This window comes from Candidatus Atribacteria bacterium, from assembly GCA_011056645.1.
GTDB classification, from domain to species: domain Bacteria; phylum Atribacterota; class Phoenicimicrobiia; order Phoenicimicrobiales; family Phoenicimicrobiaceae; genus Sediminicultor; species Sediminicultor quartus.
Window position 1 is genome coordinate 1 of record DSEL01000164.1, and the last position, 14626, is coordinate 14626.

Sequence of the window (14626 nt, forward strand, 5' to 3'; positions counted from 1 at the left end):
ATAGACTCCACAGATGAAGACCCAACAGGTGTTGCCTTACCTGCAGGAACTTACACTGCAACTCTGACAGTAACTGATGAATGCAGCAGTGTCAGTGATACAGCCACAATAACCATTACCGAACTACCTGCTTTAACGGGCGCAACATTTGAAGGCGGCCCGATTGTAGTATGTGTTGACCAAGATAGGGATATAGGTTCAGAAATTACCATTACTCCTGAGTTTGATGGGGTTCCAGGTACACCAATAACTCTTGATGAATGTGTTAATTCTTGTGCTGATTGTACTTGCTCTATAGCGATAACTTCACCAGATACGGGTAATTTCAGTATTTCAGGTTCTACCAGTCTTTACGGTTTAGCTGTAGGTACCGGTTACATAACTGTTACTTATACATATAACGGACCATGTGGACCTGAAGTTGTGGATAGTGATCCTATAGAAGTAGTCGTTGAAGCTGATGAATTTTTCCTTGTAGACAATAAGGGCGGTGTTTATGGACTTTCGGATACGTGTATTGAAGTAGTACATGAAGCAAATCATGTTTTCTTTGGCGTCTCCGCATGTATTGACCCTGAAACCATGGTTGAATTCAGATACGATCGGAGTCATTGTGGTGGAGGTGTCAGCACGTGGAAACAAACGTATGGTGGTGTTATTGACCCCACCATGATCAATCTGTGTAATGGCGACATCACTACTCTTGATATCCGCATTGATGGCGGACCTGGATATACAACCTATGAGATATACCGATTAGGTCCCGGTGAATCATACGGTGTTTATTGTCCATAAAATTGAAATTACTGAATATTTTACATTGTATTGAATGTAGTTTTACAATACATAAATTCTTATAATCGATACAATGTACTAAATGTAATGTTAGCATAATGAGAGAGCTTGTAGTAAAATTGCCTTTCACTTCTTCATTGAATGAAGAAGTGAAAGGCAATATTTTTTATTGCAGCGAACTCCTTTAGAATAATTATCTTTAAGGTACCGTACTTTTAATAAAAATTCTTTATTAAAAACTTTGACTTAAAAAATTTAAAATAGTGGTCTGAAAATTGGATAAATTATTTGACTCATAAATAAAATTAACCTACTTTCCTTCTTTTTTTATACATTCAACCGGGACAATTTTTTTGGCAAAACGAACTGCTTTTTTTTCAGTGGAGAAGGCTCTATCTGCTACCTTTATCGGCGAAGATAAAGCATACCCTTTATAAGTACTATGTCCATACTCTACAATATATTTATTTTGATGCGGAGCAATCTTACAATAATCGTATTTTATTTTCATCATTTATCCTCCTTTTTTAAAAAAATTAAATTTAATCTGGTAAAATTTACTTTATTTTCTAAGAATTATTTGCATTATTAGCAAGAAATGTATTCTTTGTGCCAATTTCTTCTGTTGAAATTACTAATACTTTGCATAAATCAGGATTGCTTCCAGTATTTAGAGCGATAAAGTCAGAATAAGTAATGATATAATCTTTCCCCGCGGTTGGGTCATTGGTAATTACTTCTTGTTTCTCATCATCATATCCCGTAATGACCCTTGCATGCGAATAAGGCAAAGTGAGACTATAATTTTGTACAGCAATTACCGGAGTGTCTTCCTTTAAGATTTCTTTTATCTCATTTATGGTCATATAGTTATATTTTGCTTCAAATCCCAGCTCTCTGGCATAAGTAATCATTTTAAATACACTACTTATTCCATCTTGAATTACTTCTTTGGCAATTTGTTCTTGGCTAATGTTTTCTCCGAAGTATTTAAAGGTCATTGCTCCTGAAGCCGGAAGACACCAGTTTGTCCCGGCATATTTTTCATAAGGTACATCCAGATACACAGAGTCTATTTCTTCGACTTTATTTATTTCTTCATCTAAATTAAGCTGAAGCTCAGGGGTAACCACACCATTACAAGACGTTAGAAAAAGAGCAACTATTACCATTAAGAACAAGCTTAGGATTACTTTACCCATTGTTTTTGCTTTCATATTATTTCCCTCATCTCCTCTGTTTTTTACAGAGCCTTAAATTTTTTTTAATTTAAGTTGTGAAGGCTTTTAGCAAAGTATGGGCTTTTTCAAACAAAAAAAAGTCGGTAGCTTGGCTGCCTTAGCACTTTTAGTGCCTTAGACCCATTGCTTTGCGTCCTACCCTTTCGGGTAGTTTGCCTTTTTCAACTTGTTTAGCTGCTAAAATCTTGATTCTCTTTTCAAAATTCACTTTTCTATAAACTATATTCCCCAAATCAGAAGGTTTTAGACATTAATTTGGAAATTATTAAATTTATTTTAGAAATATTTGGATATTAAGAGAATTTTTCTACAATATATTATCATAAAAAATCCAATATTCAAAATATTTTATTTTACTTTATCTTTTGGATCATTTAAATATCTATTTTTTGTTTATACTCTTTTAAGACGTTTAGGACATAATCGATATCATAAGGAGTATGATCAGCATTAACCTGAAATCTTATTTCTTCATCACCCTTGGGGACAACCGGATAATTAAGACCGGTGGAGAGAATCCCCTTATCTACGAGATAACTTACCAACTCAGATGTTTTTTTTGTATCCCTCACCATTAAAGGAACAATAGGATGGTCACTTTCAATAATTTCATATCCCAAATTAAGGAGACCGTTTTCAAATTTCTTGGTCATTTGTTGAAGATGAACTAAAAGAGATATGCCACTTTCGCTATCCAGTATTTCCAACGATTTTAAAGCTGCACTAGCCTCAGTAGGGGAGATGGGATTAGAATAGATATACATAGGGGCTGTTTCTCTCAAGTAAGTGATAATTATTTGATTTGAAGTAATATATCCACCATTTACTCCGAATGCTTTTCCCAGTGTTCCTACTAATAGATCAACTCTTTCTGCACGGGTATATTCTTCTGTTCCCCGACCGGTTTTTCCGTAAGCTCCAATACCATGAGAATCATCTACCACTAATAGGATATTTTCCGGGAATTCCTGGTCGTATTTATTTGAAAGATTTGAGATAATATTAAGTGGAGCATAATCACCTCTCATACTGAAGATTCCATCGGTGATAATGATCAATCTTTTTGCAAGACCAATAGATTCTTTTATCCTTTCTTCAAGTTCGTTCATATCCAAATGTTTATAGATTTTTTTGTCTTTTGGCCGAGAAAGTTTAAGTGCGTTGATGATGCAATTATGGTTTAATTCATCACTTATTACGATGGTGTCAGGAGTGATGAGAGGAGTTAAGATGCCCATTACGGTAGAATAAGCAGAACTGAAAAGCATAGCATCTTCTCTTTGATGAAATGCTGCTAATTTTTTTTCAAGTTCCCGGTGAACCTGGAATGTACCGCTAATGAAACGTACCGCTCCGGGTCCCACGCCAAATTCCCTGGATACTCTTTCTTCTTCTTGAATGACCTCTTCTCTTAAAGACATTCCCAGGTAAGAGTTAGAATTCATTCTGATAAATTCCTGTGCGCCCTTGCTTTTAAGAAAATATCTGGGGCCTTTTTCTCCTTCGCTTCTTTTTACTTTAGTAATAATGGATTCTTTTCCCTTTAATCTTCCGTTTTCTTTTAACTCTTTTATAGTTTTGGAAAGTACTTTCTCTAAATTATTTAATCCCATTTTTAAAACCTCCATTGTTTTAGTCGATAGTGAATAGTCGTTAGTTCTTAGTTCTTGGTTCTTGGTTTTTTTGTAGGGGTCGAATTTATTCGACCTGAAACGGGTTCGATGAATCGCACCCCTACCTCCTAAACATTATTCGCTAATAATCTTCTGACTCCTGGATACTGGCTTCAGACTACTTAAATATTAAGTTTAATTTTCAGTTTTTCAATCATATCTTTGCACATTGCTCGAAGATCATAATCAGGAGACCATCCCCAATCTTCTCTCGCTGCAGAATCATCTAACCGGTTAGGCCAGGAATCGGCAATTGCCTGCCTAATTGGATCAATATCGTATTTCATTTCAAAGTTCGGAATGTGTTTTTTGATTTCCTGAGCGAGTTGATCCGGATTAAAGCTTTGGGCTGTCACATTATAAGCATTTCTATATTTTAATCGGGAAGGTTTAGCTTCCATCAGCATAACTGTGGCTTTTAGAGCATCAGGCATGTACATCATATCCAGGTAAGTATCTTGATCTAAGAAGCAGGTGTATTTTTTGTTTTTAATTGCTTCATAAAATATTTCCACAGCATAGTCGGTAGTCCCTCCTCCGGGGAGGGTAGCATAAGAAATGATTCCCGGAAATCTTACTCCTCTGGTATCTACGCTATATTTTGAATAATAATAATCACAAAGCAACTCTCCGGTAACTTTGGTCAATCCATAAATGGTACTGGGTCTTTGTATTGTCTCTTGAGGAGTGTTGTTTTTGGGGGTAGAAAGACCAAAGGCAGCTATCGAACTGGGGGAGAAGACAGAACATTTATATTCTCTGGCCACTTCCAGTATATTATAAAGACCATTAATGTTTACTTCCCAGGCTAACTGGGGATTTCTTTCTCCGGCAGCAGAGAGGACGGCAGCAAGATGAAATATGGTATCTATTCTATATTTTTTAATTTTAGAAAAAATTTCCTGTACATCCAAGCAATCGATATGCTCAAATATTCCACCCCGGTCAACCATCTTTTCAGGTAAAGGTTTAATGTCTGAAGCAATAACATTTTCTTTACCATATTTTTTTCTCAAAAAATAAACCAACTCAGAGCCAATTTGACCCAGTGCTCCGGTTATAAGAATTCTTTTCATTTCTTCTCCTTTTACAATTCAATTTAGTTGAATTAAGAAATTCACTTTATATTATAGTAATAATAAAATTTTGGCTTTAATAGTGTTATTGCCTGGGAAGAGAGAATCTATCTAGGGCAATTGTCCTATTTATGGATTCCGCATTAAGTGCAGAATGACAGAAAATATTTTTATTCACTGTATAAGCTCATTTTTATCTGATTTATAAAGTGAATAGCGTGATCCTTCATGATCTGTTCACTCTTGACTTGGTCTCTATTTTCCAGAGCCATTATGAGTGCTTTAAAATCGTCGGGTATTTTTTTTGAATAAGCATCATTTTCTTTAGCAAAGAACCAGAGGCGGCCAATTTGATTTCGCAATCTTTTCAAAGTCTCAACCAAGGTTTGATTTTTCGTAGAACAGTTTACCAAATCGTGAAATTCTGCATCCAACATAATTAATTCTTTTCTGTTTTGTTCTTGTTGTATTTTTATAAGTAATTCTTTTAATTTGTTTAATTCTTCCGAGGTAATCCTCTGGGCAGCAAGCCTCCCTGATAATCCAATTAAAAATAGTCTGACCTCAAAGACATCTTTAAGTTCTTGAAAGCTTACATCAGTAACATAGATACCATTATTAGGAATTATATATACTAATTTTTCATTTTCCAGGAGAATGAGAACTTCGCGGATGGGTATAGGGCTTACTCCAAATTCTTTGGCTAATTCTTTAATGCTTAACACTTGTTTTGGTTGGTAATCCAGGTAGACTATTCGTTTTTTAAGTTTATTGTAGATTTCCATATTTACCATAAATATCACCTATATATTGTTAATATATTAATAATATATCAGTAAGGTATTGATATGTCAACCTTATAATCTGTACCGAGTAATAGTATGTAGTATATAATACAGCGTAGAGCGTACAGCGTTTAGCATATAGAAACACAGTGATGAGTAATGTGTGAAAAGAAAAGAGGTAATTGATTAGTTGGTTACCTGGTTAAGAAAATAGAACAAAGAAGACGCAAGATGAGATAGTATCGCGTATCGTGTGAAGGAAAAAATTAGAGAAACAAAAAAAAGGTGGGAAAACAAAAGTAATAACTTTTTGCACAACTAATGAAATTAAATAATTGAAAAACATTTCTAATTTTGTTATATTAAAATTAATAGTCTTAATTTTAATAACTTATTTGGATACTTCAATGTAAAAATAAGGAGGAGGTAACCTTGAATAATAAATCGCAAGATATTGTTTGGGTAGATTTCAATAGTTTAGAAAATTTTATGATTGATGTTTTTAAGGGGATAGGAGTTCCGGAAGAAGATGCCAGAATATGTGCTGAAGTATTGATTACTTCTGATAAAAGAGGGATAGATTCACATGGTATTGGGCGCTTAAAACCTATATATTATGATAGGATTAAAGCTGGGATCCAATCACCAAAAACAGAAATAGAAATTATTAAAGATGGTCCTACTACTGCAGTTATTGACGGCCACAACGGTATGGGACAGGTAATTGCCAAAAGATCTATGGCTCTGGCTATCGAAAAAGCTAAAAAGATGGGATTAGGAATGGTTGTAGCGAGAAATTCAACTCATTATGGAATTGCCGGCTATTATGATTTAATGGCTATTGAAGCAGGAATGATCGGAATTACCGGTACCAATGCCCGTCCTTCGATTGCTCCTACTTTTGGAATAGAAAATATGTTAGGTACTAATCCATTAACTTTTGGCATGCCCTCTGACGAAGAGTTTCCTTTTGTCCTTGATTGCGCCACTTCTATTACCCAGAGGGGGAAGATAGAATTTTATGACCGAGCTGAAAAAGAAATTCCACCCGGATGGGTAATCGGGGAAGATGGGAAGACCAGAACAGATACTCATCAAATTTTACAAGACTTAAAAACAGGAAAAGCTGCTCTTGCTCCCTTAGGAGGCATCGGAGAAGAAATGGCCGGTTATAAAGGTTATGGTTATGCTACTGTAGTAGAAATCCTTTCTGCTGCCCTGCAAAACGGGAAGTATCTTAAGATGTTATCAGGAGTAGAGGAGGGCAAACTCGCACCCATTAACCTGGGACATTTTTTTATAGCCATTAACGTATCTTCCTTTATCGATCTCGAGATATTTAAGAAAATTACCGGAGATATCCTTCGTTCTCTTCGAGCTTCTAATAAAGCTCCTGAAGCAGAAAGAATTTACACTGCCGGTGAAAAAGAGTATTTAGCCTGGCTGGAAAGAAAGGATAAAGGTGCGCCTGTTAATAAGAATCTTCAACAACAGATTATTACCTTGAAAAAAGAGCTCGGTTTAAATCAATATAAATTCCCTTTTGAAAGATAAGATTGAAATCATTAATTTTTCTGTTATTTTTGTGACGTTTAAACTTCTATTTGTATTAGAGAAAGCACCGATAAGATAAACAATGGCAATCTAAAAATAGTTCGGAGGTAATGATGAAGTTTAGGAAGAAAATAACAATTGTTGTTCTGATAATTCTTTCTGTTTTTATCTTAAGTTATATCCAGGTGTTTTCCTGGAATAGTCACTTTTTTTATACCGAATTAGCCATAAAAAATAGTGATTGGATAAACCATTTCCCTGAAATCGAGGTAACTCCTTATTCTTATGAAGATATAGACCAGGATAAATATAATCCAAATTTTGTAATAAAATATATTGATGAGGAAATCGGAGGGAAAACAAATGCTGCAAATATTCTTATCAATTATTCGGACGAACCGGACTGGGATTTAGATACTAATTTGAAATTAAATAAATTGCAAGCATTAACCGGAGGAAGCCATGGATATCGTCATATGTATTTTTCCGTGTTTTCAGGTTTAGTGAAAGCGGGAGATGCGCCGGAAAGAGCTAATCACTTTTTTGAAATGTCAAAAACTGCCTTTAGGAAAGGCGATAATTACTGGGGTTTTAGATTTGCCGCTCGAGCTATTCATTATTTAGAAGATCTTTCCCAGCCTTATCATGCCTATCCAGTCCCTTTGAAGACTCTTTTTAAGAAATTTTTTAAGGTTAAAAAACTGGTTAAACTGGCAACCAACGCTCATTACGGATATGAAGATTTTAATGGATATCTTTTTGAACACAATAAAGACGAGTTTTATAACCTACTCCCCAAGGTAAAAACGATTAAAATAGAGGATGTGGTCGATAGCGCCATTAAACTAAGCAAGGAAGCCAGAAAAGATTTTACCTCTTCTTATAAAGAAACTATGAAATTATTTCCTGAATTAAATAATGATAAAAAGCTGATTGTTCTTACTGAGCAAGAAATGAAGAAAATTGCTAACTCTTCAGACAGCCAAAGATTAATTGATTTGATGAAAAAAGATATTTTGTTGGGCATAGGTTATTTAAATGGTTTTTTTGATCTATTAAAAGAGTCATTTGAGTAAACTCCTACCAACTATCACGTATATAGTGAAGAAAACAAAGAAAAATGAAAATAGAAGATTCGTTAGCTGGTTAACCGTTAATTGGCTAATTGGTAGATTAGCGGATTAGAAGATTTTTAAGTTTTTAATCTAATAAGGTGACAACTATGTTTTTCAAAAAGAAGCAGAACGATAAAAAAGAAAAAATCATTATATCTTTTACCCAGAAGTTAGGCATGGTTTGCCTAAGAAGTCTGAAAGAATACATCATAAAAAATAAAATAACCAGGTGTTATATTATTATTCCCAGTTCCCCTCATCCAAATGTAATTAACTATGCAGAAAATGTTAATCAAATAAAAATAGTTATTGCTCCCGATTTGAAGCAGGAGATTGGGAAGATTAAGAAATTATATCCAGGAAGTAGAATTGAAATAATTAATCTGGAAGATTTCAGTGAAAGAAATATGATGCGAGATGCGATATAGAGATATATAAAAGCATGAGTAAAAATAAATAAAAATTAGAGGGAAGGAGAAAAGATTAAATGAAGCAAGTTGGGCAATTAGACGTTACCGATAATAAAAGATTGGTTCTATCTATCGGTGAGTTTCGAGGAGTAGAAAGAGTTGATTTAAGACAATATGTAAAACCAAAGGACGGTGATGAATATATTCCCACACCCAAAGGTGTAAACTTTAGCGCAGAATGGATAGATGATTTCATAAAAATGATAGAAAAGTTGAAGGAAGTTGATTAATAAAATTAAAGGGTAATATTGTATGTTCTTTAAGGAGAAAAATAGTTATGAAAAAGGTTAATTATTTATCTATTACCGAAGAAGTATTGCAACAAATAAAATCTAAAGGTGCATTTTTGGTAGCTAAATCAACGGACGATAAAAAAATAAACGTTATGACTATTGGTTGGGCTGCCATCGGATATATGTGGAGAAAGCCGATAATGACAGTAATGGTTAGAGAGAGCCGTTTTACTCATTGCATTATCGAAAAGGCTTCCAGTTTTACGGTTAGTATTCCCAGGGATGGTTTAGAAGAAGCTTTAAGCTTTTGCGGCACTAAATCCGGCAGGGATTTTGATAAGTTTAAACAATGTAAATTATCTGTAGTTCCCGCTCAAAAAGTAAACACTCCCATTATTGATCTCCCTGGATTTCATTTTGAATGTAAAATTGTTTATAAAAACAAAATGGAAGCTGATTTCCTGTGTAAAGAATATAGAGAGTATCTATATTCGGATAATGACTATCATACTTTATATTTTGGTGAAATTGTAGCATGTTACAAAAATAGTTAATTAATTTTACAATCAAGTTAAAAATTATATAAAAGACTAAAGAGTGATATTTATTTCAAATAATTTTTTATTAAAAGAAGGATTATCCAAGGTAAATGTAGAAAAAAGAAATAAGAAATCTATTTTACATTATTGAATTTAAGGTAGAAAAAAATGTAATAAGTGCAAAGTTAAAAGTAAGAAAAAAGGGAGGTGGCAAATTCAGTACAAGCACTAAAGATTTAATATGCATTTGATGGCTTGGAAAATTAATTAAAAAAAATAAGGAGAGTGAATGTCAATATGTTGAGATTTAAAATAAATAAGGGACTATTAATTTTTCTGTTAACTTTCTTGTTGATTCTAAGTTCAGTGTGTTTTATTTTTGCCGCACAAAAAGAAGTGGTTGTATTATCGATTAATGACTTTCACGGAAGTCTCGCTCCTGGCGGGAAAAATGTCGGGGCAGCAAAACTTGCCGACGCTTTAAAGGTAGAAAAAGCAAAAAACCCTGAAGGTACAATTATTGTATCAGCTGGAGATAATTATCAGGGGAGTGCAATGTCCAACCTTTTGTATGGTGAGCCAGTTTCTGCAGTTTTCAAAGAAATAGGTGTAGAATTATCGGCAGTTGGTAATCATGAATTTGATTGGGGGATTGATAGGATTTCTACATGGGCAGAAGATGGTGGATTAACTTTTGTTTGTGCTAATATATATGATAAGCGGACTAATCAGCCGGTCGGATGGGCAGAACCTTATGTCATTCTCGATAAAACTGGAATAAAAGTTGGATTCATTGGTTTGGCTACTCCAGAGACCGCTTATAAGACCCTGAAGGCAAATGTAGAAAATTATGATTTTAAAGATCCTGTGCCAACTCTAATCGATTGGGTGCCAAAAGTAAAAGCGGCAGGAGCAGATTTGATTATCGCTTTAACTCATTTGGGTGCTTTTCAGGATAAAGAAGGAAAAGTTACTGGTGAAGCTGTAGATTTATTTCAGGTAGATGGAGTAGATGCAGTCATATCAGCTCATACCCATCAAAGGATTAGTGGTCTGGTTGATAGCAAACCTCTGGTGCAGGCTTACTATAACGGCCGGACAATTGCGAAAATGACTTTCCTTTTTGATGAAAATAATAAGCTAGTTAGCGCAGAGCCCGTATTAGATAATCTCTATGAGAGACCTGACACCCTTAAGGATGATGCGAATACTTTGGCAATATACCAGAAATACGAAGAAGAATTAAGCCCTGTTTTAGGAAAAGTATTAGGAAAAACTACAGTAGAATTAGACCATGATAGATATGCAGGACCATCTTTGTTGGGTGAATGGGCTTGTGAGGTAATGAAAGACGCGGCAGGAGTCCAGATTGCCATGACTAATGGTGGCGGACTCAGAGTTCCTATTCCGGCAGGAGATATTACTGCGGGGATACTATATGAAGTAATGCCTTTTGATAATACTTTATATACTATGAAGTTATCCGGTGCAGATATAAAGGCGAACATTGAACATGGTATTATGAATGAGGATATTGGCTGGGTGCAAATTGCCGGAGTAAGGGTAACCTATAACTCCCAAGCGGAAGCAGGTAGCAGAATTACCAGTATGGAATTAGCAGACGGTACTCCAGTTGAAATGGATAAATATTATACTGTGGTTACTAATGACTTTATGTTTACCGGTGGAGATAATTATAACTTTACAAATGCAAAAGATGGATTGGATACCTTCATTCCCATAAGGGATGCTCTAATGGAGGCAGTAGAAAAAGCAGGAATTATATCACTAGTTAAACAAAATTGGTTATCCGAAGAAAAAGCCGGGAAACTTTATGTAGTGGAAGCCGGAGATTCTGTGTGGGAAATTGCCCAGAAATTCGGAACAACAGTAGAGAAAATTGTTGATCTTAATGAGTTAAGTAACTCGAGACTTATCAGGCCTGGTCAGGAACTGATCATACCTACCGATTAGTAGTTAAGTAGTTAAAAAATTAAAAAGGGGATGACATGCTAAAATGTTATCCCCTTTTTAATACTATTTGATAAAAGTGGATATAAACGTAGAGAGTATTGAAAAAATATTTGTGTTTTAATAAATTTAGTGCTAAACTTTTTATGGCATTCTGATATTATTAACTAAATACTTTCAAAATTGTAGATAAAATAACTATTTTTACGATAAAAATTGAATTTATATTTGCTGATAAGGAGAATATTACAATATTGATACACACGCCTCTCAAGACGTTGTGCTTACCAAAAGATGTTTTCATCTGTCCCGGCTTATCGGGATTTTTTCCACATTCCCATTTATACATAGGATGGGTTTCCGCTAAATTGAACATTTATAAATTTCCATTTTTTGATGAACTATTTAGGAAAAAATATATGTCAGGTTCTTATCAATCATTCTGAAACAATTAATCATCATGGTAAAAAAATGAATAATAGATATTAAGGTCAGTATAAATTAACATAGAAAATGATATTTTAGTTAAATTACCCTATGCTCGACATAGCTCAACAGTCAAAATAAAAATTAATGGAGAGGGGGGGCTGAACAAATAATAAAATTATAAGATTTTCAGAAAGTAAAATAGTTAGTCGAAAAGATTCATATTTAATGAGATTTATAATTTAATAGGAAGGAGAAAAGAAATGAGAAAAAGTTTATTTGTTTTAACCTTGGCTGTACTTATAATTGCTATTGGTGGTGCAGCTCTTGCGCAGGATGTAATTAAACTTGGAATTGCTGAACCAATGACCGGGGCTATGGCAGTAGGCGGAGAGCTTTGTATGCGAGGTTATGAACTTGCCCATGAGCAAAAACCTGAAGTATTAGGAAAGAAAGTAGAATTAATTCTTGTTGATAATAAAAGTGATAAGGTTGAGGCCGCAAATGCGGTTTCGAGGCTTATTGAAAGAGATGGTGTAGTAGGAGTGTTTGTTAGTTATGGCAGCGGTATGGCCATTCCGGGCGGTGAAGTTGCCAATAAAGCAGGAATTCCTTTGCTTTCTGGCACAGCAACAAACCCATTGGTTACCCAGGGCAAAGATTTTGTTTTCCGTACTTGCTTTATTGATCCATTTCAGGGAGAGGTCATGGCTCGCTATACTTTTGAAAATTTGGGAATCAAAAAAGCAGCACTTTTGGTAGATATTGCTCAGGATTATTCAGTAGGTTTAGCTAATTTCTATAAAAGAACATTTGAAGAACTTGGTGGGGAGATCGTTAGTGACACCAAATATAATACCGGTGACCAGGATTTTAGTGCCCAATTAAGTCAGATTATCGCTTCCGGTGCTGAAGCATTGTTCTTCCCCGGATATTTCGGAGATGTTGCCTTAATAGCTATTCAAGGGAGAGAATTAGGATATACAGGTCAATACTTAGGTGGCGATACCTTACATAATCCAGTTTTAATTGAATTAGCAGGAGAGGCAGCCGAAGGTTTAATTGCCAGTACCTTCTTTGCTGAAGATCAACCGGCTACTCCGGAGTCGGAAAAATATGCTACTCTTTTCAGAGCAAAATATGGTTTAGCACCAGATGCTGTATCTATTCTTACTTATGATTCTTACAATTTAATGCTTGATGCCATTGAAAGAGCCGGTTCATCTGATCCGAAAGCTATTCGGGATGCTTTGGCTGCAACCAAAGGCTTCCAGGGTGCAGGTGGTTCCGTTACCATTAATGAAACTGGGGATGCCATTAAACCTGCTGTTTTGGTTAAAGTGGTAAATGGAGAGTATAAATATGAGACTACTGTTACTCCCTAAATACAATAAATAATTAATTAATTGAACTCACAGAGAGAAGAGATAGGATAGCGAATCCTATCTCTTCTCTCTGTGAAAAAAGAACTTTTCGATTAAGTTTTCATTAAATCAAATTTTAAAACAACAATTATTTAATTGATATTTCATATTAATAATTATTACGCAATGACAATTCCAAATAGTATAAGGAGAGTTCTATGTCACTAAATTTATTCTTGCAGAATGTTGCAAACGGTTTATCCCTGGGAAGTTTATATGCCTTAATCGCCATAGGATATACTATGGTTTATGGTATTTTAAGATTAATTAACTTTGCCCATGGAGAAATTTTTATGTTAGCGCCTTATTTTCTTTATTTTGGATTCTTGATGTTTCATTTACCCTGGTGGGCATCAATTATCGTTGCTATTGCCTTGACTTCCATGACTGGAATGCTATCAGAAAAGATTGCCTATAAGCCCTTGCGGGATGCCCCTAGAATCTCTGCCTTGATTTCAGCCATTGGCGTATCATTTTTTCTACAAAATTTAGCGATTGTGGTTTTTTCTGGAATTCCCAAGTCTGTTCATCGTCCCGAATTTTTCACAAGGTTATATAAGTTTGGGGGGATTCGTATACAATCAACTCTTTTTGCGTCCATCATTGTATCCTCTATCTTTCTTACGTTACTGCTATATGTAATTTACAGAACAAAGACTGGCCTGGCTATGAGAGCAATATCTACAGATATAGAGACATCCAGATTAATGGCGGTTGATGTTAATAAAGCTATATCTGTAACTTTTATTATTGGTTCTGCTCTGGCAGCCGTGGGTGGTATTTTGTGGGGCTTAAGGTTTCCCCAATTATTTCCCACCATGGGTATGATACCCGGTTTAAAAGCTTTTATTGCAGCGGTGGTAGGAGGGATTGGAAATATACCGGGGGCGATGCTCGGCGGATTAGTTTTGGGTATGACTGAAATATTATTTGTTGCTTTTTTACCAGCAATATCAGGATATAGAGATGCCTTTGTCTTTTTAATTCTGATTTTAATCCTGTTGTTTAAACCTGATGGTATTTTAGGTAAAAAAGTACAGGAGAAGGTGTAACCCAATGAAAAAACAAAATGAAAAAATATTTACACTGTTCGCTTTAATCATGTTAGTGATATTAGTCTATCTTGCCGAAAAGCATTTAGATGCCTACAAGTTAAGGATTCTTAATCTGGGTGCTATCTATGTTACATTAGGTATAAGTTTAAACTTAATTTATGGGTTTACCGGTCAATTTTCCCTGGGCCATGCTGGCTTTATGGCTATTGGCGCCTATGTTACTACCTTATTAGTGCTTCCTTCCTATTATAAGGAAATGATTTATATAC

Annotated in this window: 14 protein-coding genes and 1 riboswitch; of the genes, 9 read left to right on the plus strand and 5 right to left on the minus strand. The window is 34.8% G+C overall.

What is annotated here, in order from left to right:
* Window positions 1-1105 precede the first annotated feature (1105 nt).
* From ENO17_07130 to ENO17_07150, 5 genes are all read right to left on the minus strand, one after another.
* Window positions 1106-1306 carry a hypothetical protein gene (locus tag ENO17_07130; GenBank protein ID HER24802.1) on the minus strand — a complete coding sequence of 67 codons (201 nt, stop codon included), beginning with the start codon at window positions 1304-1306 and terminating at the stop codon, window positions 1106-1108.
* Window positions 1307-1364: 58 nt separating this feature from the next.
* Window positions 1365-1997: a hypothetical protein gene (locus ENO17_07135; GenBank protein ID HER24803.1), complete on the minus strand. Its 633-nt coding sequence runs from the start codon at window positions 1995-1997 to the stop codon at window positions 1365-1367.
* Between the two features lie 118 nt (window positions 1998-2115).
* A riboswitch (cyclic di-GMP riboswitch) is annotated at window positions 2116-2203 on the minus strand.
* Window positions 2204-2410: 207 nt separating this feature from the next.
* Window positions 2411-3649 (minus strand): aminotransferase class I/II-fold pyridoxal phosphate-dependent enzyme, encoded by a 1239-nt coding sequence (locus tag ENO17_07140; GenBank protein ID HER24804.1) that lies wholly within the window; start codon window positions 3647-3649, stop codon window positions 2411-2413.
* Window positions 3650-3831: 182 nt separating this feature from the next.
* Window positions 3832-4785 carry an L-threonine 3-dehydrogenase gene (locus ENO17_07145; GenBank protein HER24805.1) on the minus strand — a complete coding sequence of 318 codons (954 nt, stop codon included), beginning with the start codon at window positions 4783-4785 and terminating at the stop codon, window positions 3832-3834.
* Window positions 4786-4955: 170 nt separating this feature from the next.
* Window positions 4956-5579: a GntR family transcriptional regulator gene (locus tag ENO17_07150; GenBank protein ID HER24806.1), complete on the minus strand. Its 624-nt coding sequence runs from the start codon at window positions 5577-5579 to the stop codon at window positions 4956-4958.
* A gap of 423 nt (window positions 5580-6002) precedes the next feature.
* On the opposite strand from ENO17_07150, the gene ENO17_07155 reads away from it, so the two are divergent.
* From ENO17_07155 to ENO17_07195, 9 genes are all read left to right on the plus strand, one after another.
* The gene (locus ENO17_07155) at window positions 6003-7124 is read left to right on the plus strand and encodes an Ldh family oxidoreductase (protein ID HER24807.1); all 1122 of its coding nucleotides are present in this window, start codon (window positions 6003-6005) and stop codon (window positions 7122-7124) included.
* 113 nt (window positions 7125-7237) lie between these two features.
* A complete protein-coding gene (locus tag ENO17_07160; GenBank protein ID HER24808.1) occupies window positions 7238-8200 on the plus strand; it encodes a hypothetical protein in 963 nt (320 codons plus the stop codon).
* Window positions 8201-8346: 146 nt separating this feature from the next.
* Complete coding sequence (locus ENO17_07165; protein HER24809.1) at window positions 8347-8667, plus strand: hypothetical protein; 321 nt, start codon at window positions 8347-8349, stop codon at window positions 8665-8667.
* A gap of 59 nt (window positions 8668-8726) precedes the next feature.
* Window positions 8727-8939 carry a hypothetical protein gene (locus tag ENO17_07170; protein HER24810.1) on the plus strand — a complete coding sequence of 71 codons (213 nt, stop codon included), beginning with the start codon at window positions 8727-8729 and terminating at the stop codon, window positions 8937-8939.
* Window positions 8940-8986: 47 nt separating this feature from the next.
* Window positions 8987-9496 (plus strand): flavin reductase family protein, encoded by a 510-nt coding sequence (locus ENO17_07175; protein HER24811.1) that lies wholly within the window; start codon window positions 8987-8989, stop codon window positions 9494-9496.
* Between the two features lie 282 nt (window positions 9497-9778).
* On the plus strand, window positions 9779-11455 hold the full coding sequence (locus tag ENO17_07180) for a LysM peptidoglycan-binding domain-containing protein (GenBank protein ID HER24812.1): 1677 nt from the start codon (window positions 9779-9781) through the stop codon (window positions 11453-11455).
* A 686-nt stretch (window positions 11456-12141) separates the two neighbouring features.
* Window positions 12142-13263 carry an ABC transporter substrate-binding protein gene (locus ENO17_07185; protein ID HER24813.1) on the plus strand — a complete coding sequence of 374 codons (1122 nt, stop codon included), beginning with the start codon at window positions 12142-12144 and terminating at the stop codon, window positions 13261-13263.
* Window positions 13264-13460: 197 nt separating this feature from the next.
* Window positions 13461-14354 carry a branched-chain amino acid ABC transporter permease gene (locus ENO17_07190; protein ID HER24814.1) on the plus strand — a complete coding sequence of 298 codons (894 nt, stop codon included), beginning with the start codon at window positions 13461-13463 and terminating at the stop codon, window positions 14352-14354.
* A 4-nt stretch (window positions 14355-14358) separates the two neighbouring features.
* Window positions 14359-14626 (plus strand): branched-chain amino acid ABC transporter permease (locus ENO17_07195; GenBank protein ID HER24815.1); only part of this gene is annotated, 268 nt, incomplete at its 3' end.

Coding starts and splice junctions, on each gene's coding strand:
- ENO17_07130 (HER24802.1), bottom strand. CDS start 1,306: ATGAAAATAAAATACGATTATTGTAAGATTGCTCCGCATCAAAATAAA.
- ENO17_07135 (HER24803.1), bottom strand. CDS start 1,997: ATGGGTAAAGTAATCCTAAGCTTGTTCTTAATGGTAATAGTTGCTCTT.
- ENO17_07140 (HER24804.1), bottom strand. CDS start 3,649: ATGGGATTAAATAATTTAGAGAAAGTACTTTCCAAAACTATAAAAGAG.
- ENO17_07145 (HER24805.1), bottom strand. CDS start 4,785: ATGAAAAGAATTCTTATAACCGGAGCACTGGGTCAAATTGGCTCTGAG.
- ENO17_07150 (HER24806.1), bottom strand. CDS start 5,579: ATGGTAAATATGGAAATCTACAATAAACTTAAAAAACGAATAGTCTAC.
- ENO17_07160 (HER24808.1), top strand. CDS start 7,238: ATGAAGTTTAGGAAGAAAATAACAATTGTTGTTCTGATAATTCTTTCT.
- ENO17_07165 (HER24809.1), top strand. CDS start 8,347: ATGTTTTTCAAAAAGAAGCAGAACGATAAAAAAGAAAAAATCATTATA.
- ENO17_07170 (HER24810.1), top strand. CDS start 8,727: ATGAAGCAAGTTGGGCAATTAGACGTTACCGATAATAAAAGATTGGTT.
- ENO17_07175 (HER24811.1), top strand. CDS start 8,987: ATGAAAAAGGTTAATTATTTATCTATTACCGAAGAAGTATTGCAACAA.
- ENO17_07180 (HER24812.1), top strand. CDS start 9,779: ATGTTGAGATTTAAAATAAATAAGGGACTATTAATTTTTCTGTTAACT.
- ENO17_07185 (HER24813.1), top strand. CDS start 12,142: ATGAGAAAAAGTTTATTTGTTTTAACCTTGGCTGTACTTATAATTGCT.
- ENO17_07190 (HER24814.1), top strand. CDS start 13,461: ATGTCACTAAATTTATTCTTGCAGAATGTTGCAAACGGTTTATCCCTG.